The organism is Glycomyces sp. MUSA5-2, from assembly GCF_037034145.1.
Taxonomy (GTDB): domain Bacteria; phylum Actinomycetota; class Actinomycetes; order Mycobacteriales; family Micromonosporaceae; genus Glycomyces; species Glycomyces artemisiae.
This window is the reverse complement of sequence record NZ_JBAGKG010000013.1, coordinates 102,152-122,676: the sequence shown is the minus strand read 5'-3', so window position 1 is coordinate 122,676 and position 20,525 is coordinate 102,152. Positions and strand designations below refer to the sequence as shown.

Annotated in this window: 20 protein-coding genes and 1 tRNA gene; 6 read left to right on the top strand and 15 right to left on the bottom strand. The window is 71.7% G+C overall.

Annotated features, from left to right (window positions below):
* Positions 1-530 precede the first annotated feature (530 nt).
* Together WA640_RS26895 and WA640_RS26890 are read right to left on the bottom strand one after the other, a co-directional pair.
* A tRNA-Gln gene (locus tag WA640_RS26895) sits at positions 531-605 on the bottom strand.
* A 127-nt stretch (positions 606-732) separates the two neighbouring features.
* The gene (locus WA640_RS26890) at positions 733-1,317 is read right to left on the bottom strand and encodes a hypothetical protein (RefSeq protein ID WP_335991933.1); all 585 of its coding nucleotides are present in this window, start codon (positions 1,315-1,317) and stop codon (positions 733-735) included.
* A 68-nt stretch (positions 1,318-1,385) separates the two neighbouring features.
* Between WA640_RS26890 and WA640_RS26885 the strand changes: the two genes are divergently transcribed.
* From WA640_RS26885 to WA640_RS26870, 4 genes are all read left to right on the top strand, one after another.
* Positions 1,386-1,703 (top strand): PadR family transcriptional regulator, encoded by a 318-nt coding sequence (locus tag WA640_RS26885; protein WP_106365025.1) that lies wholly within the window; start codon positions 1,386-1,388, stop codon positions 1,701-1,703.
* Entirely contained in the window at positions 1,700-2,302 is a 603-nt protein-coding gene (locus WA640_RS26880; RefSeq protein ID WP_335991932.1) for a permease prefix domain 1-containing protein, read from the top strand. The genes WA640_RS26885 and WA640_RS26880 overlap by 4 nt, the downstream gene beginning before the upstream one ends.
* A gap of 150 nt (positions 2,303-2,452) precedes the next feature.
* Positions 2,453-2,965: a SigE family RNA polymerase sigma factor gene (locus WA640_RS26875; protein WP_106365027.1), complete on the top strand. Its 513-nt coding sequence runs from the start codon at positions 2,453-2,455 to the stop codon at positions 2,963-2,965.
* Between the two features lie 19 nt (positions 2,966-2,984).
* The gene (locus WA640_RS26870; RefSeq protein WP_335991931.1) at positions 2,985-4,550 is read left to right on the top strand and encodes a hypothetical protein; all 1,566 of its coding nucleotides are present in this window, start codon (positions 2,985-2,987) and stop codon (positions 4,548-4,550) included.
* Between the two features lie 152 nt (positions 4,551-4,702).
* Here WA640_RS26870 and thpD read toward each other — a convergent pair whose 3' ends face one another.
* The 10 genes from thpD to WA640_RS26820 form a co-directional block, all read right to left on the bottom strand.
* Entirely contained in the window at positions 4,703-5,590 is an 888-nt protein-coding gene (gene thpD, locus WA640_RS26865) for an ectoine hydroxylase (RefSeq protein ID WP_335991930.1), read from the bottom strand.
* Between the two features lie 45 nt (positions 5,591-5,635).
* Positions 5,636-6,049, bottom strand: coding sequence for an ectoine synthase (locus tag WA640_RS26860; protein ID WP_106365030.1), 414 nt, complete (start codon positions 6,047-6,049; stop codon positions 5,636-5,638).
* Positions 6,046-7,320 (bottom strand): diaminobutyrate--2-oxoglutarate transaminase, encoded by a 1,275-nt coding sequence (ectB, locus tag WA640_RS26855; protein ID WP_335991929.1) that lies wholly within the window; start codon positions 7,318-7,320, stop codon positions 6,046-6,048. The genes WA640_RS26860 and ectB overlap by 4 nt, the downstream gene beginning before the upstream one ends.
* Positions 7,321-7,429: 109 nt before the next feature.
* Entirely contained in the window at positions 7,430-8,107 is a 678-nt protein-coding gene (gene ectA / locus WA640_RS26850) for a diaminobutyrate acetyltransferase (protein ID WP_335991928.1), read from the bottom strand.
* Between the two features lie 86 nt (positions 8,108-8,193).
* Positions 8,194-9,177, bottom strand: coding sequence for a MazG family protein (locus WA640_RS26845; RefSeq protein ID WP_335991927.1), 984 nt, complete (start codon positions 9,175-9,177; stop codon positions 8,194-8,196).
* Positions 9,174-9,743, bottom strand: coding sequence for a hypothetical protein (locus tag WA640_RS26840; protein ID WP_106365034.1), 570 nt, complete (start codon positions 9,741-9,743; stop codon positions 9,174-9,176). Before WA640_RS26840 ends, WA640_RS26845 begins: the two co-directional genes overlap by 4 nt.
* Positions 9,744-9,850: 107 nt before the next feature.
* Complete coding sequence (locus WA640_RS26835; protein ID WP_335991926.1) at positions 9,851-10,786, bottom strand: sigma-70 family RNA polymerase sigma factor; 936 nt, start codon at positions 10,784-10,786, stop codon at positions 9,851-9,853.
* Positions 10,787-10,795: 9 nt separating this feature from the next.
* Positions 10,796-11,986: an NAD(P)/FAD-dependent oxidoreductase gene (locus WA640_RS26830; RefSeq protein ID WP_335991925.1), complete on the bottom strand. Its 1,191-nt coding sequence runs from the start codon at positions 11,984-11,986 to the stop codon at positions 10,796-10,798.
* 82 nt (positions 11,987-12,068) lie between these two features.
* Positions 12,069-12,647, bottom strand: a complete 579-nt coding sequence (locus WA640_RS26825; protein ID WP_335991924.1) for a hypothetical protein — start codon at positions 12,645-12,647, stop codon at positions 12,069-12,071.
* A gap of 65 nt (positions 12,648-12,712) precedes the next feature.
* Positions 12,713-13,141: a hypothetical protein gene (locus WA640_RS26820; RefSeq protein ID WP_106365042.1), complete on the bottom strand. Its 429-nt coding sequence runs from the start codon at positions 13,139-13,141 to the stop codon at positions 12,713-12,715.
* 117 nt (positions 13,142-13,258) lie between these two features.
* Between WA640_RS26820 and WA640_RS26815 the strand changes: the two genes are divergently transcribed.
* Positions 13,259-13,981, top strand: a complete 723-nt coding sequence (locus WA640_RS26815; protein ID WP_442904847.1) for an SDR family oxidoreductase — start codon at positions 13,259-13,261, stop codon at positions 13,979-13,981.
* A gap of 11 nt (positions 13,982-13,992) precedes the next feature.
* Here the strand turns inward: WA640_RS26815 and mfd are convergent, their stop codons facing one another.
* Positions 13,993-17,613 (bottom strand): transcription-repair coupling factor, encoded by a 3,621-nt coding sequence (mfd, locus tag WA640_RS26810; protein ID WP_335991922.1) that lies wholly within the window; start codon positions 17,611-17,613, stop codon positions 13,993-13,995.
* A gap of 146 nt (positions 17,614-17,759) precedes the next feature.
* Positions 17,760-18,587: a metal-dependent hydrolase gene (locus WA640_RS26805; protein WP_219926817.1), complete on the bottom strand. Its 828-nt coding sequence runs from the start codon at positions 18,585-18,587 to the stop codon at positions 17,760-17,762.
* Between the two features lie 201 nt (positions 18,588-18,788).
* On the opposite strand from WA640_RS26805, the gene WA640_RS26800 reads away from it, so the two are divergent.
* Positions 18,789-19,667: an arylamine N-acetyltransferase family protein gene (locus WA640_RS26800; protein ID WP_335991921.1), complete on the top strand. Its 879-nt coding sequence runs from the start codon at positions 18,789-18,791 to the stop codon at positions 19,665-19,667.
* Here the strand turns inward: WA640_RS26800 and WA640_RS26795 are convergent.
* Positions 19,664-20,494, bottom strand: a complete 831-nt coding sequence (locus WA640_RS26795; protein WP_442904840.1) for a TrmH family RNA methyltransferase — start codon at positions 20,492-20,494, stop codon at positions 19,664-19,666. The genes WA640_RS26800 and WA640_RS26795 overlap by 4 nt on opposite strands.
* Positions 20,495-20,525 lie beyond the last annotated feature (31 nt).

Here is a 20,525-nt window from a genome sequence, read left to right as displayed (position 1 = left end):
GATTCCTTCGAGCGTTGCGAGCGAGCTTCAGTCGCAACTTGAAGCGGCGTTCCGGGAGCGCCAGCGGCTCGATGTCGAAGTTCGAGAGCAACTGAGTTCGGAGCGAGCGCGGCTTGAACGGCAGCAGGATCAACTCTTGGAGCTGGTCGGTGATCCGGACTGGCCGCAGGCACGGCTCAACGAGAAGGTTCGGGAGCTGCGGGATCAGCTCTCGCGAGTAACCGAGCGCTTGGAGAGGGTCGGCAGCGCCGGGTTGGAGGCCGCGGGACGGGCGGTCAACCTGCTGCTTGAGCTGCTCGATGATCCGGTTCGGTTTCTTGAGGCCCTGCCTGAAGCCCAGCACCGGGCCGTTCATCTCGGGTTCTTCGGACGGCTCTACGTCACGGTCGAGGACGGGGAACGCGAGCCGAAGGTGGTCGGTAACCAAGTCGCGGAGCTGCTCGAACCGCTGGTATCCGCGGCGCAGGGAACGACCACGGGCAAACAAAAAGGCCCGCTGGGCGGGCCTGTTTGTTTGGATGAAACCAAATTGGCTGGGGTACCTGGACTCGAACCAAGAACGGCTGAACCAGAATCAGCTGTGTTGCCAATTACACCATACCCCAATGGTGTCGTAGCGCCTCGAAGCTCGTTGCGCTGACGGGATGTAACTGTACCGGACGGGCTCGCGCCCCTTCAAACGGGTTCCTGTGATGGGGACGACTCGGCTGAAAGGGCGCGGGCCCGTCGTGGTCAGGAGGAGGTCGGCACGGGGGTGGGGCGGTCGAGGCGCAGGTAGGTGAGGGTGAGGGCGATGAAGGCGGCGAGGATGAGGAGGTCGGCGGCGTGGGCGAGGGACTCGGTGCGGGAGATGCGGCTGAGGGGGAAGAGGGCGCCGGAGGCGATGAGGAGGAGGCCGAGCCAGAGGGGGGCGAGGCGGGTCCAGAGGAGGGCCGCGCCGAGGGCGCAGAGGGCGAGGGGAAAGGCGGGGCCGGGGATCCAGAGGACGACGGCGGAGGCGACCGGGTGCTCGGCGGCCGCGGCGAGGGAGTCGGGGCCGGAGACGCCGAAGATCCCTTCGAAGAAGCCCTGGAGGCTGAAGGCCATGCCGCCGGCGAAGCCGGCGAGGGCGAGCAGGGACCCGAGGGCGCCGAGCCAGGGCCGACGCTCGCCGATGCGGGTCCAGACGGCGAGGAGGCCGTAGATCCAGGCGACGGTGGAGCACATGAGGACGGTCGAGGCGGTGACGCCGTAGCGGTCGCTCTCCCACAGGAACGTGGCGGTCGCGCCGAGCAGGGGGCCGAGGAGGAGCGAGGCGGTGGCGAGGTGTCTGTTCATGTAGAGAGACTACATGTAGAAGCTCTACATAACAAGACCGTCTACCTATCGGGGCGTAGCCTGGACCCATGGACGCGGACGGCATTCACGGACAGCTCGACACCCTCATCCTCGCCACCCTCAAACGCGGTGAGGCCCACGGCTACGCGATCATCTCGGCCCTGCGCGAGCACAGCGGCGAGCGGCTCGACCTCCCCAGCGGCACGGTCTACCCGGCGCTGCGGCGGCTGGAGCGCGCCGGGAGCATCCGCGGCACCTGGTCGCAGGACGCGGGCCGGCGGCGGCGCGTCTACGCGCTCACCGAGGACGGCCTGAAGGCCCTCGACAAGGGCGTGCGGGACTGGAAGTCGCTGCGCGAGGTCATGTCGGCGGTCCTCGGCGCATGAACGAGTACATCGCCGCGGTGGCCGCGCCGCTGCGGGGTCCCAGGCGGGTCCGCCGGGACATGCTGGCCGAGATCGAGGACGGCTTCGAGGAGGCCGTCGCCGAGCGCGTCGCGGCCGGGCTGAGCCGCGGCGAGGCCGTCGACGGGGCCGCGTCGGAGTTCGGCGAGCCGCGGATCGTCGCCGCCGAGGTCCAGCGGGAGCTGGAGGCCGCGCAGGCCCGCCAGACCGCGTGGACGCTCCTGATCGCGTTGCCCGCCATGACGATCATGTGGGACGTGTTCGGCGGCGACGGCGACCCCGGGCTGGCCGCGACCCTCCTGGCGCGCGTGGTCGACGCCGCGACGGCCGTCGCGTTCGGCGCGGCCGCGCTCGTGCTCACCGGCCACCTCGAACGCCGGGCCGCCCGCCTCTGCGGCCTCCTCGGCCTGGTCCAGATCGCCACCGCGCTCGGGTGCTCGGCCCTCATCGCGGTGGTCGCGGACGGGCAGGGGCCGACTGGGGCGTGGGCGGCCCTGACCGCGGCGTCGGCGGCGGGGTCGATCCTCGTGTGCACCGCGTCGGTACGCGCGCTGCGGACGGCCCGCGCAGCGATCTCCTAGCGGCGCAGCGGGCCCGGCCGCGAGACGGAGAAAACCTCCCACACCGGGCAACCGCGTCCGGCCCGGCCGCGTATTCAGCGTGCCGGGCCGCGTCGCCATCCACCACCGTGCGCGGGGCCGGGCCCCTACCCGTCATGTGAAAGAGGCCCAGTGGAGACCGAGGAGCAGCAAGAGGCCGAGTTCCGTTCCTTCGCGATCGCCCAGCGCGACAGTCTGCGGCGGTACGCCTACCTGCTGTGCGGGGACTGGTTCGAGGCCGACGACATCGTGCAGAAGGCCCTGACGAAGATGTTCGCCGCGTGGAGGCGCGTCGAGCCCGGCGGAGCGCCCGCGTACGTGCGGCGCATCGTCACGAACGTGTACTTCTCGCACCGCCGCCTGTCGTGGGTGCGCCGCGAGCGCGCCAGCGACGAGCTGCCGGTGCGGCGCCTCGACCGCCCCCAGGAGGAGGTCGACGTGCGGCTCGAACTCGCCGCGGCGCTGGACCGGCTGCCGCCGCGGCAGCGGGCGACGCTGGTCCTGCGGTACTGGGAGCAGTTGTCGGTCGACGAGACCGCGGCGGCCATGGGCTGCTCCGCGGGAACCGTGAAAAGCCAGTGCGCCAAGGGAATCGCGAAGATGCGCGAGCTCCTCACCGACGCCGCCGTGCCTGCCCGGGCGTAGCGGAAGGAAGCGAACCACCATGAATCTGCAAGACGACCCCGGCGCGGTGCTCCGGGAGCTCATGCCCGAGCAGCCGCCGTCCGGCTCGTTCGACCTCGACCGCATCGTCAGCGACGGCTACAAGGCGCGCCGCCGCCACCGCGCGGTCCTCGCGAGCGCGGCCGCGACCGGCGTCGCCGCCATCGCGGGGGTGCTGGCCCTGTCGATCGCGGGCCTGCCGGGAGTGCTGGTCGACGACCCGCCCGCGGCCGGGGAGGACCCGGACCCGGCCCTGTCGGGCTACCCGATGCCCGGGGAGGAGGGCTTCAGCGACGAGGAGACGGCGCAGGCGCTCACCGACGCCGCGCGGGACGCGTTCGCGCCGCTGCTCCTGGAGACCGGCCTGTTCCAGGAGTCCGATTTCACGACGGTCATGTACGAACCCACGGCGCAGGAGATCCAGGAGTACGCCGAGGAGCACGGCGTGAGCCCCGAGGAGGCCGCGCAGGACCTCCAGTACGTGGCCGACAGGGGCGAGCTCGCGTTCAGCGGGCACACCAGCCCGGGGAACTACGGCCAGGTGCAGCTCTACAGCTACCTCGCATCGGTCCGGATCGGCCTGGACGAGGAGGGCGCCGGCGGCCGGGTCCTGCTCGACGTGGAGGCGCTGCTGCCGGGCGGCTGGACCGACGAGCCGGGGCCCACGGGCGAGCAGTACTTCCCGCAGCACCTCATCGACGACGACGCGGACGAGTTCGAGCGGACCGGACTCGACGACGGCCGGGTCCTCTACACCGCCGCCGACGGCTGCGAGCTGCACGCGGCCGTGGTCTACCCCAACGGATCCGGGCTCCGGGCCTCCTGGGACGGCTGCGACGTCGACGGCGACGGCGAGGTCGCCGTCGATGCAGGCCGGTTCGCCGACGCGGTCCTCGCCATGCCGGAGACGGACTTCGACACGGCGGACCTGCACGGCGTCGGGGAGGTCGTGGACGTGCCTCCGGGATGGCTCGCGTCGGACGACTCGTGGCGGCCGTGGGCCGAGGACGGCGCGCTGGCGACGGCAGTGGACGCCGGGACGGTGCTCGCCGACCGCGTGCCGGGGGCGGTGGTGTTCGAGCCGTGGGTGATGCCCGAGCTCGACCCGGCCGATCCCGTGCGCGACGGCGAGGTGGCGCTGCGCCAGTACGTGATGAACGGCGAGATGCCGGTCGAGGGCGAGTCCTCGCCCGTGCCGTTCGAACTGGTGTACACGCTGCCCGGCGGCTGGGTGCCCGGATTCGGCGACGCCGACGCCGACGGGCCGTACCTCTCCGACTGCCGCCGGGGCGACTGCACCGAGACCGAGGTCGGGGGCGGCGGCACCGCGTACGTCGCTGAGACGCGCGTCGAGCACGACGCGAATCCCGAGATGGGGATCGACGAGCCGTGGTTCGAGGGCGAGTACGAGATCACGGTGGTCGACCCGGACGGCTGGGCGGTCATGATGCGGATCTCGTTCCAGGACCCGGACTTCGGGCTCACCGCGGAGGAGCTGACGGCGATCGTCGCGGCGCTCCCGGCGCCGGTGTACGACGCGGACGCGGAGCCGGTCCTCGCGGAGTGAGGCGCCGAGCGCGGGCGTGGGGCCGCACCTCAGCGAGCGGGGCGGCCGTCGCGGACGCGATGCGGCCCCGGCTCCACCGGAGCCGAGGCCGCGCCACGCCCTGCCAGGGGACGCGGGGTCCCCCGGTCCTCACCGAGGCGTCCAGGGGACGGCTAGTTGAGGACCTGCCAGTCGCGCGAGCCGAGGTACTCGGGGCGCGGCCGGTCGGCCGCGAACGGCTCGACCAGCGAGTTGTCGACGGCGTTGAACACGATGAACAGGTTCGAGCGCGGGAACGGCGTGATGTTCCCGTTCGAGCCGTGCATGCAGTTCGAGTCGAACCAGACCGCCGACCCGGCGGGGCCGGTGAACTGGTGGATGCCGTACTTGTCGGCGAGGAGCCGCAGCGACGCCTGGTCGGGCGTGCCGATCTCCTGCTTGACCAGCGAGGCCTTGTGGTTGTCGGCGGGCGTCTCGCCGATGCACGACACGAACGTCTGGTGCGAGCCCGGCATGATCATCAGCGAGCCGTTGAAGTGGTAGTTCTCGGTCATCGCGAGCGACAGGCTCACCGCGCGCATGCGCGGCATGCCGTCCTCGGCGTGCCAGGTCTCGAAGTCCGAGTGCCACTCGAAGGGCGCGCCGCCGAAACCGGGCTTGTAGTTGATCCGGCTCTGGTGGACGTACACGTCGGAGCCGAGGATCTGGCGCGCGACCCCGGCGATCCGCTCGTCGCGGATGAGCGCGGCGAAGAACGGCGAGATCTTGTGGACGTCGAAGACCGAGCGCACCTCGTCGGTGGTCCGCTCCCGCACGACCCGCTCGTCCCCGGCCAGGGACGGGTCGTGGAGGAGCTGCTCGATCTCGTTCTGCGCCGCGGCGAGCTCGGACGCGGTGAGCAGCTGCTCCACGGGGGTGAAGCCGTGCTGCGTGTGCCCGTCGAGGTGCCGCTGCGTGAGCGGCCCGTCGGCGGCCCCGCCCCAGACGGCGGGGTCCTCGGTGCGGTAGATCAGGCGCGGTTCGTCGAACCGGCGCGTCGGATAGAGGTCGGTGGGCGACATGGTCGTTCGTTCCTCTCTGCGCCGCAGCGGATGCGGCGCGTTCCGTCAGGGTTCTTCGGTAATGAGGGGGTACACGCCGTCGGCGTCGTGGACCTCCCGGCCGGTGACCGGCGGGTTGAACACGCACACGCAGCGCAGGTCCTCTTCGACGTCGAGGGTGTGCCGCTCGTGTCCGTTGAGGACGTACATCGTCCCCGGCGCGAGCGCGTGGACCTCGCCGCTCTCCAGGTCGCGGAGCTTCGCGGACCCTTCGATGACGTAGACGGCCTCGACGTGGTTGGCGTAGTGCATGGTCGTGGAGGTCCCCGCGTAGAGGACGGTGTCGTGCAGGGAGAACCCGGTCCCGTCCCCGGCGAGCAGCAGGCGGCGCGAGCGCCACGTCCCGGCGGCCCGGTCGCGGTCGCCGCCTTCGACGTCGGCTTCGGTGCCGATGAGGTCCTGGAGCCTTCTGACGATCATGCGGCGCTCCTCGCTTCGTGTTCCTTCGCAACGGTCGCGACGGCTTCGCGGGCGATGCCGATGCCCTCCTCGAAGTCGTCCCTGGTGGTCGTGAGCGGCGGGAGGAGCTTGACGACCTCGTCCTCGGCGCCGGAGGTCTCCATGAGCAGGCCGTTCGCGAACGCCTCCTGGCAGACCTGCCCGGCGTGCGCGGGCTCGGTGAAGACCAGGCCGCGGGCGAGGCCACGGCCGCGCGTGGTGATGCCGAGCTCGGGATGGGACTCGGCGATGCCGTTCAGCTCGCCGTCGAGCCACGCGGCGCGGTCGTCGACCGCGGCGGTGAGGTCGTCGTCGCGCCAGAACGTCTCCAGCGCGGCCTGGGCCGTGACGAACGCGGGCGCGAACCCGCGGAACGTGCCGTTGTGCTCGCCGGGCTCCCACACGTCCAGGTGCGGCTTCATGAGCGTGAGCGCGAACGGCAGTCCCATGCCGGACAAGGACTTCGAGAGCGTGACGATGTCGGGCCTGATCCCGGCGCGCTCGAAGGAGAAGAACGGCCCGGTGCGCCCGCAGCCCATCTGGATGTCGTCGACGATGAACAGCAGCTCGTGCTCGCGGCACACCGCTTCGAGGCCGCGCAGCCACGCGTCGGAGGCGACGTTGATGCCGCCTTCGCCCTGGACGGTCTCCACGATGACCGCGGCGGGCCGGTCGAGCCCCGAGCCCGGGTCCTCCAGGAGGCTTCGCAGCCAGAGGAAGTCGGGCGTGCGGCCGTCCATGTAGTTGTCGTACGGCATGGTCGCGGCGTTGTTGAGCGGCACGCCGGCGCCGCCGCGCTTCATGGAGTTCCCGGTGACCGCGAGGGCCCCGAGGGTCATCCCGTGGAAGCCGTTCGTGAAGGACACGACGGTCTCGCGGCCGGTGTACTTGCGGGCCAGCTTGAGCGCGGCCTCGACGGCGTTGTTGCCCGCGGGGCCGGGGAACTGGACCTTGTAGTCGAGGTTCCGCGGCGCGAGCACGAGGTCGCGGAACGATTCGAGGAACCGGCGCTTGGCGGTCGAGTACGTGTCGAGCGTGTGCACGACGTTGTCCTCGGTCAGGTAGGCGAGGAGCGCCTCCTTGAGCGCCGGGTGGTTGTGGCCGTAGTTGAGGGTGCCCGCACCGGCGAAGAAGTCCACATAGGATCTTCCCTGCTCGTCGGTGATGCGGCTGCCCCTCGCGGTGGAGAACACCGTGGGCCAGTTGCGGCAGTAGGAGCGGACTTCTGATTCGACCTGTTCGAAAACCTGCATGAGTCTCTCTGGGTCGGCCTGTTCAGCGGTCCTCCGCTCCCCGTCCGCAGGTGCGGACGGGCGCTTACCCGGGCCGGCTCTTGTCGGTGCCCGGGTAGGGCGGGCGAACTCAGTCCCGGGCGCGGCCCGTCGTGCCGCGCGGGGGCGTCAGCGGCCCACCGAGCGCTCGGTCCGGGCGCAGCGGCCCACCGATCACTCCGATCGGGCGCGCAAGCGGCCCGATGCGGTGCAGCACTTCGGGTTCGTGTCCGGAGCCGAGCTCGTGCTCGGAGAACAGCACGTCGCGCGTCAAGTCCGCGTCGTTCGCCTGCGCGAACGACTCGAACAAGTGCATCGACGCTTTGTTGTCGGGGGTCACGGTCGCTTCGACGAAGCGGACCCCGATGTCGGCGCGCACGGTCTCGGCCAGGTGGCCGAGCATGCGCGATGCCAGTCCGCGCCTGCGGAAGTCCGGGCCCACGGCCACCTGCCACACGAAGAGCGTGTCGGGCGCGGCCGGGCGCCGGTATCCGGTGATGAAGCCCGCCAGGCGGTCTCCCGCGCGAGCGACGACGCTGGTGTCCGCGAAGTCGCGGCACCACAGCAGGTAGGCGTACCTGCTGTTCACGTCGAGGCCCCCCGATTCACGGGCGAGCCGTTCCATCGGGCCCCCGTCCGCCGGGCTCGGCGAGCCCAGGTGAAAACGGGTCGGGGAGCCCGGATCGGGCGGCCCCGCGGGGCCGCCCGGTTCTTTGACCTGGGTGTCGGCCCCTGCCGGGCTCGGAACACTTGCGTCACCGGATGGCATGGGGACGACCGTAACAAAGATCAGACTGATTGTTAAGCCCAACAGAACGATATTGTGAAGTTTTCCGCACAGAATCGCGGTTGCGTCTATACTCCGCGCCCGCCTTCGGAGGTCTCGGCCTCGTCGTCGGCGCCGTCCTCGGCGCCGTGCCCTTGCGGGTCAAGGCGTTCGAGCCCGGCGCGCTCGGTGATCGCATGGCGCAGCGCGAGTTCGGGGTCGACCCCGGCCTGGCGTGCGGCACTGACGGCGGCGAGCAGGAAGTCCCCGACGTCCTCCGGCGCGAGCTTCATCCCCTCGGGCAGCTCCGGCAGCTCCAGCGGCTCGCCCTGGTCGCTGAAGCGCTCGATGACCTTGGCGGCCAAGGCGAGCGACGGCAGCTGGCGGGAGACGCCGTCGGCCGGGTGGTCCCGGTGCGGCTTCTCGGCGGCCTTGGCCTCGTTCCAGTGCTCGTACAGGTCGTCGGGGTCGGCGTCGCCCCACACGTGCGGGTGGCGGCGGATGATCTTCTCGACCAGGTCCCCCGCGACGTCGTCGATGTCGAAGCCCTCGGCGAGCGAGGCGTGCAGGAGCGGCTGGAACAGCAGGTCGCCGAGCTCCTCGCGCAGCTCGTCGGGGTCGCCCCCGGCGATCGCGTCGAGGACCTCGTAGGACTCCTCCAGCAGGTACGGGCCCAGGCTCCGGTGGGTCTGGGCCCGGTGCCACGGGCAGCCGTCCTCGGCGTGGAGGCGCGCGACGGCCTCGACGAGGTCGAGCAGGCGCGCGCCGGGCGGATCCCAAGAGCCGTAGACGACTTCGAGCTCGACCTCGCCGCCCGCGACGTACTCCGCGAGCGCTTCGCGCAGCTCCTCGTCGCCGTCCTCGCCGACGATCCAGACGCCGCCCTCCTCAAGGAACTCGGCGGCGTCCTCGACGATGTCGACGTCGATCCCGGCGTCGCGGATCGCCGCCACGGCGGGCGTCTCGTCGAACGCGGCCACCGCCTCGGCCTCTTGCAGGGCGTCCCACGCCTCGACGGTGAGGAGTCCGGCGGGGATGCGAGGGGAGGTCAGGAGCCAGGTGACGGTGCTCAACGCTGCGGGACCTCGACGGGGAACACCGAGGGGAGCGGGCTGAGGTCGAAGTCGCCGTAGCGGGGGTTCACGGAGATGTCGTACTCCTCGACGTACGCGGCGAGGTCGTCGGTGAACCCGGCGAGGAGCTCCAGGTCCTCCTGACTGTACCCGGCGACGTTCGCGTCGGTCTGCGCGGCCTCGGCGATGCGCGCGACCTCGTCTTCGGTGAGCGGCCGCGGCTCGGACTCGGCCACGAGCGCCTGGAAGTACTGCTCCGCTTCGAGCGCGATGGTCTCCAGCTCGTCGGCGCCCGCGCCGTCCACCGGGTCGAGCCCGATGGCGTGGCCCAGTTCGGAGTACAGCACGTACACGACGACCTGCTCCCGGTCGCCCGAGTAGTCGAAGACGCTCAGGTCCTCGCCCTGCTCCTCGCGGAAGTCCGCGATCGTCGTTACGTAACCGTCGATCGTGGACTCGGGCACCCGCTCGTCCCCGACGAACAGCGCCGCCCCCTGCTGACTCCCGCAGGCCCCCAGCACGAGCAGCCCGACCGCGGCGACACCCGCCAGTCTCAGTGTGCGCACAGCACTCCCCTTCATCGCCAAGGCCGCCCGATCGACAGCCCCTGTGACCTTAACCTCACAAGCAAACGCTCCACAATCCGCCCACCCCAGGTCGTTCGAGCCCTGAGTCACCACTTCGCGATGAGCGGGGGTGCTTCTTGCGGGGTGGTCTGCCAGGTTTTGGTGAGGCGGTGGAGGCGGGTGGGGGCGGCTATTGAGGTGGCTGTGGTGATGAGGCCGTGGGTGGTGGTGAGGATGACGGCGCCGATGACGCGGTCGTCGACGGTGGCGATGACGGCGGGGGCGGTGTTGACGATGGCGGCGCGGAAGGCGGGGGCGCCTCCGGCGAGGCGGCGTTTGGCGGGGGTGGGTTTGAAGCCGCCGCGGATGACGCGGGCGAGGTTCTCGGCGCCGGTGAGGGACATGAGAGTCGCGGAGAGGCCGGCACCGTCGGAGAGGCCGGTGGCATCGGCGGTGAGGAGGGCGACGAGGCGGTCGGTGCGGCCGGAGGCCGCGGCGGAGACGAAGGCCTCGACGATCTCGCGGGCGGCGGCGCGGTCGACTTCGGCGCGGGGTGCGGTGCGGACGCGGCGGCGGGCGCGCAGGGCGTGCTGCTGGCTCGCGGACTCGGTGATGTCGAGGATCTGCGCTATCTCCTTGTGGGAGTGGGAGAAGGCTTCTCGCAGGACGTAGACGGCCCGTTCGACCGGCGGGACCCTCTCCAGCAGGAGGAGGACCGCGATGGTCACTGATTCTCGTTGTTCCACTGTGTCCAGTGGGCCTAGCATCGGGTCGCCTTCCAGGAGGGGCTCCGGAAGCCAGGAGCCGACGGTGCGTTCGCGGCGAGCGTAGGCGGAGCGGAGCCGGTCGAGCGCGAGGTTGGCGACGACCTTGGTCAGCCACGCCTCCGGGACCTCGACGTAGTCGCGGTCGGCGGCCTGCCAGCGCAGGAACGCGTCCTGGACGACGTCCTCGGCGTCGGCCGCCGAGCCGAGCAGGCGGTACGCCAGCGAGGCCATCCTGGAGCGGAGGGCCTCGAAGCGCGCCGTGGCGGCGGAGTCCATCGGACGACCCTATGCGGGGACCGACGGGGCGGTCCGCGCGGCCGCGGCGGCGGTCCGGTGCCTGCGGACCGGCAGGGTGAAGGTCGGGTGCAGGGTTCCCCACATACTGCCTTTGACGACGAATTTCTTGTACGCGTTCGCGGGGCCGCGGGTCAGCGCCCAGGTGGTGCGGGCGCCGTTGACGATCTGGAGGATCGCGTCGTTGCGGCCAAGGCTGATGTGGTTGCCGTAGTAGGCGAGCGAGGTCTGGCTGATCTCGGCGCCGGTGAGGTCGCCGATGATCGCCTGGAGGGCCTGCCTTCCGGTGAATCCGGCGGAGGCGCAGGACATCTGGAGCGGGAGGCCGTTGTCGCCGATGGTGAAGACGGCGTCGCCGACGGCGTAGACGTCGGGGTGGGAGACCGAGCGCATCTGGCGGTCCACGGTGATCCGGCCGTCCGGGCGCACCGCCAGGCCGCTGGCGGCGGCGATGGGGTGGACCGCGAACCCGGCGGCCCAGACGGTGGCGTCGGCGGCGAGGAGGCGGCCGTGGCCGGTGAGGGCGCCTGCGGCGGTGACCTCGGCGATGCGGGTGTGCTCGTGGATCTCGATGCCGAAGCGGTCGAAGGCCTTCAGCAGGTGGCGGCGGGCCTTGGGGCCGAGCCAGCCGCCGAGTTCGCCCCTGGTCGCCACGGCGACGCGGAGGCCGGGCCGGGCCTCGGCGATCTCGGTGGCGGCCTCGATCGCGGTGAGGTTGCCGCCGACGACGAGGACGCGGCCCTCGCCGTCGAGTTCGTCGAGGCGGGCCCTGAGTTTCAGCGCGGCGGGCCGGGAGGCGACGTGGTGGCCGTGCTCTTCGGCGCCGGGCGTGCCGTCGACGGCGGCGGTGCTGCCGAGGGCGTAGACGAGCGTGTCGTATTCGAGCCGCTCGGTGCCGCGCTCGTCTTCGAGGGTGACGGTCCGGGCATCGGCGTCGACCGCGGTGACGCGGGCGATCCGCAGCCGGATGCCGGTGCCCGCGAAGACCTCGGCGAGTTCGTGCTCGGGCATCGGGTGCCCGGCGGCGAGTTCGTGGAGGCGCAGGCGCTCGACGAAGAGGGGCGCGGCGTTGACGACGGTGATCTCGACGTCGTCCTGGTGCAGGCGGCGGGCGAGGTTGCCCGCGGTCCACGCTCCGGCGTATCCGGCGCCGAGGACGGTGATGCGGTGCTTCGGGTTCATGGTCTCACTCCTGTCTGGCTGGCTCGGACTCTGAACGGGGCGGCGCCGGAATCCATGACAGGAAGTAGTTGTGCGGTGCGTCTCAGTCGGCGCTGTCCTCGTCGCCCGCGGGCACGCTGCGGCGCCCCGAGCGGCGGTGCTCCAGCTGGTCCATCTCGTACCGGGCGTACCAGGGCGCCCAGCCGTCCTGGCGGAACCACTGGCGGCCGGTGCGGGAGGCGAGGCCGCCGAGGACGCTCAGCCCCATGGCGATCCAGATCGGGGCGATGACGAGCGCGGTGATGTCGCCGTAGGTCCGCGAGACCCCGATGATGCCGATCGCGGTGTTCGCGACCGCGAAGACGAGCGCGAACGTGCGGGCCCAGCGGCGGCCGCGGCCGAGCTGGAACACGATGGCCGCGTACGGGATCGTCAGGAGCGCGATGAGCGGCAGGACGATCGCGATGGGGAAGGACGTGCCGACGGGCAGGGCCCGTTCGAGTTCGGAGACGCCGGGGACGTCGGCGGTGCGGGACTCGACCCAGCGCAGCAGGCGCGGCCCGAGCCCGAGGCTGACGCTGACCAGCATGAAGTACTGGAACACCATCATGACCTGGGCGAGGTCGACCGAATGCGGCTTGTCGTACAGCGGTGCGGGGCCGGAAGCGACGGGGCTGTTCACGGGAGCTCCAAACACTGGGCTGACTCCAGGGTACGTCCGCGGAGCCGCTGGTGGGGAACCGGTTTTCAGTCGCCGCGGGCCCGCGGCCCGGCCCAGCGCCACACGGGGGGCGAGACGAGCGCACCGAGGCAGGCGAGGTCGAGGACGCCCGCGAGCTTTTCGAGCGGCGGGGCCGCGAGCCACGAGTCGGGGTCGGCGAGGAGGACCATCGCGGGCACCCCGGTGGTGACGACCGCGAGGAACCAGGCCCAGGCGCGGCGGTGCCAGATCCCGAAGGCGTACACCAGGAGTCCGGAAGCGGCGACGACGGCCGCGGTGAGGAACGCCGGGCTCGTGTACCCCATGCGCCCGCACTGCGCGTCGTGCGGGCCGCACGCGAAGTACTCGGGGACGAGCACGGCCATGAAGTCGATCCAGCCGAGCACGAGCAGGCCCATGAGCAGCCGCACCGTGAGCGGCCTCGCGGCCGGCGTGCTCGTGGAGTCCGCGCCCATGGGCTCATTGTGCGGCACGGGGCGCGGGCGCGTACAGGGGTCCCGGGACCGGGTCCGAGGACTTGACGCGTCCGCGGGGGTGAGGACACTGAGATGGAGACGGATGCGGAGGTCGCGATGGGGTTCTCAGGGCTGCGGGTGGTCGTCACCGGCGGCGGGCGCGGGTTCGGGCGGGCGCTGGCGGTGTCGCTGGGGCGCGAGGGCGCGGAGGTGTTCGTGTCGGCGCGGCGGTTCGAGGCCGCGGAGGAGACGGCGCAGCAGGTGCGGCACGTCGGCGGGCGGGCGCATGCGTTCGAGTGCGACCTCGCCGACCCGGTGTCGGTGCGGGAGTTCGCCGAAGCGCTTGCAGAGACGAGCGACGCGGTGGACGTGCTCGTCAACAACGGTGCGCCGTACCTGGACGCGGGCGGGTTCACCGAGGCGACGGACGAGCAGGTCGCGGAGGTGATCGCCGCGGGGGCGGCCGGGACGGTGCTGGTGACGAAGGCGGTGCTGCCGCTGCTGCTGCGCAGTCCGCGGCCCGACATCGTGACGATGGTGTCGGGGTGCGGCGAGTACGGGAACCACCGGTCGGCCGCGCACGAGGCGTTCTACGCAGCGAAGGCCGCGCAGGCCGGGTTCACGGAGGTGCTGTCGAAGCGGCTGCGGCCCAGCGGGGTCCGCGTGATCTCGCTGTACCCGCCGGACTTCGACGACGCCGACCCGCTCGGCCCGGCGTGGGACGAGGAGCGCGGCACGGGCGACGCGCTGGGCGCCCGGTCGCTCGTGGACTGCGTCCGGTTCGCGATCGGGCAGCCCCGCGACTGCTTCATCAAGAGCTTCTACTTCGAGCAGGCCTAGCCCGCAGCGGATCAGGCCGGGACGGGCGCGTCCTCCGGGACGATGTCGGTGATGAGGTCGGCGCACCACTGGAGGAGCGCGAGACCCTCCAGGGGCTTGCCGCCGACGCGGGAGGTCGTGGGCCGCGGGACGCTGATGAGGCCCGCGGGGGCCTTGTAGTGCGCGTCCGGGTAGTGGCGGCCCAGGCGCAGCTGCTTCGAGTCCGGGAGATCCACTGTGGAGAACCGGAGGTTCTTGCCCTGCAAGGCGATGTCGGTGAGCCCGTGGCGGCGGGCGAGGAGCCGGAAGCGCGCCAGGTGGAACAGGGTGAGCACCTGCTCGGGGGAGGGCCCGTACCGGTCCTCCATCTCCTCGCGCACCTCGTCGAGCTCGGCCTCGTCGCGGACCTCGGAGACCTTGCGGTACATCTCCAGGCGCAGCCGCTCCACTTCGATGTAGTCGAACGGGATGTTCGCGTCCAGCGGCAGCTCCACCTTCACCGGCGGCGGGGGCTCCTCGGTGCCGCCCTTGAAGGAGGTCACCGCCTCGCCGACCATCCGCAGGTACAGGTCGAAGCCGACGTCGGCGATGTGCCCGGACTGCTCGGCGCCCAGGAGGTTCCCGGCGCCGCGGATCTCCAGGTCCTTCATGGCGACGTACATGCCCGCGCCGAGCTCGGAGTGCTGCGCGATCGTGGCGAGCCGCTCGTGCGCGGTCTCCGACAGCGGCTGCTCCGGCGGGTACAGGAAGTACGCGTACGCGCGTTCGCGACTGCGTCCGACGCGGCCGCGGATCTGGTGCAGCTGCGAGAGGCCGAGGAGGTCGGCGCGCTCGACGATGAGGGTGTTCGCGTTCGGGATGTCGATGCCCGACTCGATGATCGTGGTCGAGACGAGCACGTCGTACTCGCCCTCCCAGAAGCCCTGCATGATCTGCTCCAGCTGCGTCTCGCTCATCTTCCCGTGGGCGACCGCGATGCGGGCCTCGGGGATGAGCTCGCGCAGCCTCGTCGCGGCCCGGTCGATCGACTCGACCCGGTTGTGCAGGTAGAACGCCTGCCCGTCGCGCAGCAGCTCGCGGCGGATCGCCGCGGCGACCTGCCGGCCCTCCCACGCGCCCACGTAGGTGAGCACCGGGTGGCGCTCCTCCGGGGGCGTGGAGATCTGCGACATCTCGCGGATGCCGGTGACGGCCATCTCCAGGGTCCGCGGGATCGGCGTCGCCGACATGGTGAGCACGTCGACGGCGGTGCGCAGGGCCTTGAGCTTCTCCTTGTGCTCCACGCCGAACCGCTGCTCCTCGTCGACGATGATGAGCCCGAGGTCCTTGAAGCGGGTCTCGGCCTGGAGGAGCCGGTGCGTGCCCACGAGGATGTCGATCTCCCCCGCGGCGATGCCCCGCTGGATCTCGGCGGCCTCGCGCGCGGACTGGAAGCGCGAGAGCTGCTTGATCTTCACCGGGAACTGGCCCATGCGCTCCACGAACGTGCCGTAGTGCTGCGAGGCGAGGAGCGTGGTCGGGACGAGGACCGCGACCTGCTTGCCGTCCTGCACGGCCTTGAACGCCGCGCGCACGGCGACCTCGGTCTTGCCGTAGCCGACGTCGCCCATGACGAGCCGGTCCATGGGGACGCGGGCCTCCATGTCGGCCTTGGTGTCGATGATCGCCGAGAGCTGATCGGGGGTCTCGATGTACGGGAACGCGTCTTCGAGCTCGCGCTGCCACGGCGTGTCCGGGCTGAACGCGTGCCCTTCGGCCGCCTGGCGGGCCGCGTAGAGCTGGATCAGCTCGGCCGCGATCTCGCGCACGGCCTTGCGGGCGCGGCGCTTCGTCTTCTGCCAGTCGGCGCCGCCGAGCTTGTGGACGGTGGGCTGCTCGCCACCGACGTACCTGGTGAGCTGGTCGAGCGAGTCGGTCGGCACGAACAGGCGGTCGCCGGGCTGGCCGCGCTTGGACGCGGCGTACTCGATGACGAGGTACTCGCGCTCGGCGCCGCCGATCGCGCGGCGCACCATCTCCACGTACTTGCCGACGCCGTGCGCGTCATGGACGACGAAGTCGCCGGGCGAGAGTTCGAGCGGGTTGACCGCGCCCCTGCGCTTGGCGGCCTTGCCTTTTCGGGGCCGCTGCGCCGCGAGGGCCTTGCCGCCCGCGATGTCCGCGGCCGTGACGGCCACGAGCCGGTCGCTGATGAAACCGAGCGCGAGCGTGCCGACGCACGCGACGACCTCGCCGCGCGCGAACTCAGCGGGCGAGGACTCCAGGTGCGCGCCGATGCCCTCGCCGCGCAGCTGCTCGGCGGCGCGCTCGGCGCCGCCGAGGGCCGGGTAGACGACCGCGACGGCGCGGCCCTCGCGGGTCCAGGCGCGCAGGTCCTCCACGAGCTGGGCTGTGTTCCCGTGGTAGCGCGGGGATTCGGCGAAGCCGAGGTCGACGGTGACGCCGTCGTCCTCGACGCCGGTGCCGTAGGAGAGCGGCTCGCCGGTGATCGCGGCGAGCTCCGCGGCCGAGGCGTCGTCGATCGCGTCCTCGGGGGCGACGGCGAACGGCGAAATCGTCCACCAGCGCTGGCCCTTCGCGAGCGCGGTAGTGCGGGCCTCGGCGAGGTCGTGGAACGTGCCCGCGCCGAGGTCCACGGGCGCTTCGGCTCCGGCCGCGGCGGCGGCCCAGGACGCTTCGAGGAACTCGTTCGAGGTGGCGACGAGGTCGAGCGCGCGCGTGCGGATGCGCTCGGGCTCGATGGCGACGACGAGCGCGTCCCGCGGCAGGACCTCCTGGAACAACTCCAGGTTCCCGGTCCCGGCGAGCGCGGGCAGGAGCGACTCCATGCCTTCGACGGGGATGCCCTGGGCGAGCTTCGCGCACATCTCGGCGAGCCCGGGGTAGGTCTCGCCGAGCGCGGCGGCCTTCTCGCGGACCTCGTCGGTGAGGAGCAGTTCGCGGCAGGCGACGGCGCGCAGCTCGGCGGGCTCGTCCCCGGCGGCGGCGTCGAGGGAGCGCTGGTCGGCGACGGAGAACTCGCGGATGGTGTCGACCTCGTCGCCGAAGAACTCCAGGCGCAGCGGGTGCTGGGCGGTCGGCGGGAACACGTCGAGGATGCCGCCGCGGACGGCGAACTCGCCGCGCTTCTCAACGAGGTCGACGCGCTCGTACGCGAGGTCGATCAGGTGCGCGGCGAGGTCGGTGAGGTCGGTCTCGTCGCCGCGGCGCAGGTGCACGGGCTCGCGCGAGCCGAGGCCCTTGAGCTGGGGCTGGAGGGCGCCGCGGACGGGCGTGACGATGACGCGCGGGACGTCCCCGGCGTGGATGCGGTGCAGCAGGTCGAGGCGGGCGCCGACGGTATCGGAGCGCGGGGAGAGCCGCTCGTGCGGGAGGGTCTCCCAGGCCGGGTAGTAGGCGATGTCGGCCTCGGCGAGGTACGACGCGAGGGACTCGGCCAGCTCCTCGGCCTCGCGAGAGGTCGCGGTGATCGCGAGCACCGGCCCGGCGGCGTGCCGCGCGGCCTGGGCGAGGGCCAGGGGCCGGGCGCCGGGGACGGCGACGACGTCGACCGGGCGGTCGGACCCGGACGCCAGTTCGGCGAGGCGCGCGAGCTTCGGGGCGTGCGCGGCCGCGTCGAGCAGGCTCGCGAGCTTCGGCTGGCCTTCGGACATTCGCGGGCTCCCTGTGCGAGAAGAGTGCCGCCCGGCGGATCGCGGGCACGACGGATGGCCGGAGACAGCCCTGACGGGGGGCTGTTCCGGCGACCGGTCGAGTCTACCTCGCGGCGTCCCGAAGGGCGCCGGTGATTATTCGAGCGCTAGTTCGCGGCGCCGCGGCCGCCCTGGTCGAAGATGAGGGCCTGGATCTCCGGCAGGTTGTAGAGCATGCCGATGACGACGAGGACGGTGAGGATCGGCAGGAGGATGCGGTTCTCCTCCTTGCCGCCCGCGCGCAGCGCGATGGCCTTGGGCAGGCCGACGTCCTTCCAGCGGCGCCCCTGGATGGGGATGGGGAAGAACAGGGGCGAGCCCATCTTGGTGATCATGTCGCCGAGGATGTGGATGAAGCAGCCGATCCCCATGGCGAGGCCGAGGATCCAGTAGTCGCGGCCTTCGGGGAGGAGCCGGAACATGCCGTAGGCGGCGACGAGGGAGACGCCGGTGACGACGATCCACCCCTTCTTCTCGACGGTCTCGGCGAGCAGGCCGCGCACGGCGAGACCGGTGAGGACGAACAGGATCGCGACCACCGCGGGCTTGCCGAACCAGTACGCGAGGTAGCCGGTGCCGGTGCCGACGAGGGCGGCGTGGACGAACGTGTGCGTGAACGTGCGGTGGCCGTTCTTGCGGGGCTTGTCCTTCTTGGATTTGGTGAGCAGGTAGAACCAGTAGCAGAGCCGTTCGACGACCTCGGCGACCATCAGGGAGGCGACGCCGAACGAGCGGGCTACAGTGGACCCGCCTTTGTTCTCGGTGACCTTGCCGGCGCAGTCGATGTCGGGGTAGAGCGCGGCGCCGGCGGCGACGATCGTGCCGACGACCAGTTCCGCGGAGGACTGGTCGATGCCGAACGCGATGTCGGCGACGGCCGATCCCGCGAGCCACAAGGCGGCGCCGGACATGGCGTGGGTCGGACCCATGACCATAGGGGGACTCCTTCAGGGCAATGCATTGCTGTGCAGGGCGGTGTTCTCAGGGCGGCGGTGAGCAGTCGAGAAGCTGGCGACACTATCCCACACCGGCACCAATCCCGGTGTCCCAGGAGTATCCGGACGCCGCAACAGGATTCGCATACCGGTCCTATCACGATCGGCCCGACCGGGGGCCGTTCGCGCTATGGTCGAGGAGTGTTCGACTCAGCGATGCTGGCCGCGTACCTCGAACGCGTGGGCGTCACGGCCCCGCGTCGCCCGACCCTGCACGCGCTCAGGCGGGTCCACCGCGCCCACGTCGCCGCGATGCCGTACGAGAACCTGGACATCCAGCTGGGCCGCCCGATCAGCCTCGACCCCGGCGCGCTGTTCCGCAAGTTCGTGGAGCGCGGGCGCGGGGGCTACTGCTACGAGCACAACGGGGTCCTGGCGCTGGCCTTGGAGGCCATGGGCTTCGACGTGCGCCGGGTCCTCGGCGGGGTCGCCCGCGAGACCGAGGGCGACAAGAACTGGTGGAACCACATGCCGCTGGTGGTGCGCTTCGAGGGGAAGCACGGCGGCACGGAGTACCTGGCGGACGCGGGGATCGGGACGGGCTTCCGCGACCCGCTGCCGATCCGCAACGGCAGCTACCGGGTCGGGGCGTTCAACTTCGGCATGTGGAGCCTCGGCGGCGACACGTGGCGCTGCTCGATCGACCCGCGCGTCTCGAACCTGACGTTCGACTTCCGGCTCCCCGCACGGCGTCCCGAGGAGTTCGCGGACCGGTGCCGGGAGCTGTCGACCTCGCCGGAGTCGCCGTTCGTGAAGACCCTGACGGTGCAGAACCCGCGCGAGGACGACATGTGGGTGCTGCGGGCCCGCACCCTCACCGTGTACGACCCGCGCCAGCCCGACTTCAAGACCGTCCGTGTCGTGGAGGACGCCGACGCGTTCGCGACGCTCCTCAGAGGACGGTTCAACCTGACGCTCGCCGACGACGAGGTCGCGGCGCTGTGGGCGAAGGCCGCGGCCCAGCACGAGGAGAAGCTCGCGGAGGACGCGAAGGCCGAGGCGCTCGAAGGCGCGGTCTAGCGCGCCTCGGCCTCGGCGCGCTGCCTGGCGGTCTCGTAGAGCGCGACCGTGCCCGCGTTGGCGGCGTTCAGCGACGACGCGGCCTTGGGGGACATGGGGATGCGCGCGACGGCGTCGGCGAGGTCGTGCCAGGCCTTCGACATGCCCTCGGTCTCGTTGCCGACGACCAGGAGCACCGCGCCGGTGAGGTCGTGCTCCGAGAGGGCCTTCTCGCCGTGCTCGTCGGTGCCGACGACCGCGGGCTTGTGCTCCTGCTTGGCGGCCCATTCGACGACCTCGTGCGCGGAGGCGGCGTTGACGACGGGGACGGCGAACAGGGACCCGGTGGAGGCGCGCACGGCCTTGGGGTCGTAGGGGTCGGCGGCGTTGCGGCCGGTCACGATGACCGCGTCGGCGCCGAACGCGTCGGCGGAGCGGATGAGCGAGCCGACGTTCCCGGGCCCGGCGGGCCGGTCGATGACGAGCCCGAGCCAGCCGGGGCGCACCGCGAGCTGCGAGAGGCGGCGCTTGGGGATCGCGACCTGCGCGAGGAGTTCGGGCGCCTCGCCGTCCTTGTCCCCCAGCTCGGCCATGAGGTCGGCGGCGACGGCGGCGCGCTCGGTGTGCGGGGCGTCGAGGAGCCCTTCGGCCCACGCCGAGAGGCGCGGCCGGTCGGCGTCGTACAGCAGCTCCTGCACGGTCCAGCCGTGCTCGACGGCCAGCGTGATCGGCCGGACCCCCTGGACCAGGAACGACCCGGCCCGGTGCCGCTTGGTCCGGTTGCGCAGCAGGGTCTCCCACTGCTGGAACTTCGCGTTCCGGACGCTCACTCGCAAGCTTCTCGCCATGGTCTCCGCGCTTCGAATCGGGTGGAAGCGC

What these genes read in the sequence shown, in the direction of transcription:
- WA640_RS26890 (WP_335991933.1), bottom strand. Translation starts at nt 1,317, where the DNA reads ATGAACAGACACCTCGCCACCGCCTCGCTCCTCCTCGGCCCCCTGCTC.
- WA640_RS26885 (WP_106365025.1), top strand. Translation starts at nt 1,386, where the DNA reads ATGGACGCGGACGGCATTCACGGACAGCTCGACACCCTCATCCTCGCC.
- WA640_RS26880 (WP_335991932.1), top strand. Translation starts at nt 1,700, where the DNA reads ATGAACGAGTACATCGCCGCGGTGGCCGCGCCGCTGCGGGGTCCCAGG.
- WA640_RS26870 (WP_335991931.1), top strand. Translation starts at nt 2,985, where the DNA reads ATGAATCTGCAAGACGACCCCGGCGCGGTGCTCCGGGAGCTCATGCCC.
- thpD (WP_335991930.1), bottom strand. Translation starts at nt 5,590, where the DNA reads ATGTCGCCCACCGACCTCTATCCGACGCGCCGGTTCGACGAACCGCGC.
- WA640_RS26860 (WP_106365030.1), bottom strand. Translation starts at nt 6,049, where the DNA reads ATGATCGTCAGAAGGCTCCAGGACCTCATCGGCACCGAAGCCGACGTC.
- ectB (WP_335991929.1), bottom strand. Translation starts at nt 7,320, where the DNA reads ATGCAGGTTTTCGAACAGGTCGAATCAGAAGTCCGCTCCTACTGCCGC.
- ectA (WP_335991928.1), bottom strand. Translation starts at nt 8,107, where the DNA reads ATGCCATCCGGTGACGCAAGTGTTCCGAGCCCGGCAGGGGCCGACACC.
- WA640_RS26835 (WP_335991926.1), bottom strand. Translation starts at nt 10,786, where the DNA reads ATGGACTCCGCCGCCACGGCGCGCTTCGAGGCCCTCCGCTCCAGGATG.
- WA640_RS26830 (WP_335991925.1), bottom strand. Translation starts at nt 11,986, where the DNA reads ATGAACCCGAAGCACCGCATCACCGTCCTCGGCGCCGGATACGCCGGA.
- WA640_RS26820 (WP_106365042.1), bottom strand. Translation starts at nt 13,141, where the DNA reads ATGGGCGCGGACTCCACGAGCACGCCGGCCGCGAGGCCGCTCACGGTG.
- WA640_RS26815 (WP_442904847.1), top strand. Translation starts at nt 13,259, where the DNA reads ATGGGGTTCTCAGGGCTGCGGGTGGTCGTCACCGGCGGCGGGCGCGGG.
- mfd (WP_335991922.1), bottom strand. Translation starts at nt 17,613, where the DNA reads ATGTCCGAAGGCCAGCCGAAGCTCGCGAGCCTGCTCGACGCGGCCGCG.
- WA640_RS26805 (WP_219926817.1), bottom strand. Translation starts at nt 18,587, where the DNA reads ATGGTCATGGGTCCGACCCACGCCATGTCCGGCGCCGCCTTGTGGCTC.
- WA640_RS26795 (WP_442904840.1), bottom strand. Translation starts at nt 20,494, where the DNA reads ATGGCGAGAAGCTTGCGAGTGAGCGTCCGGAACGCGAAGTTCCAGCAG.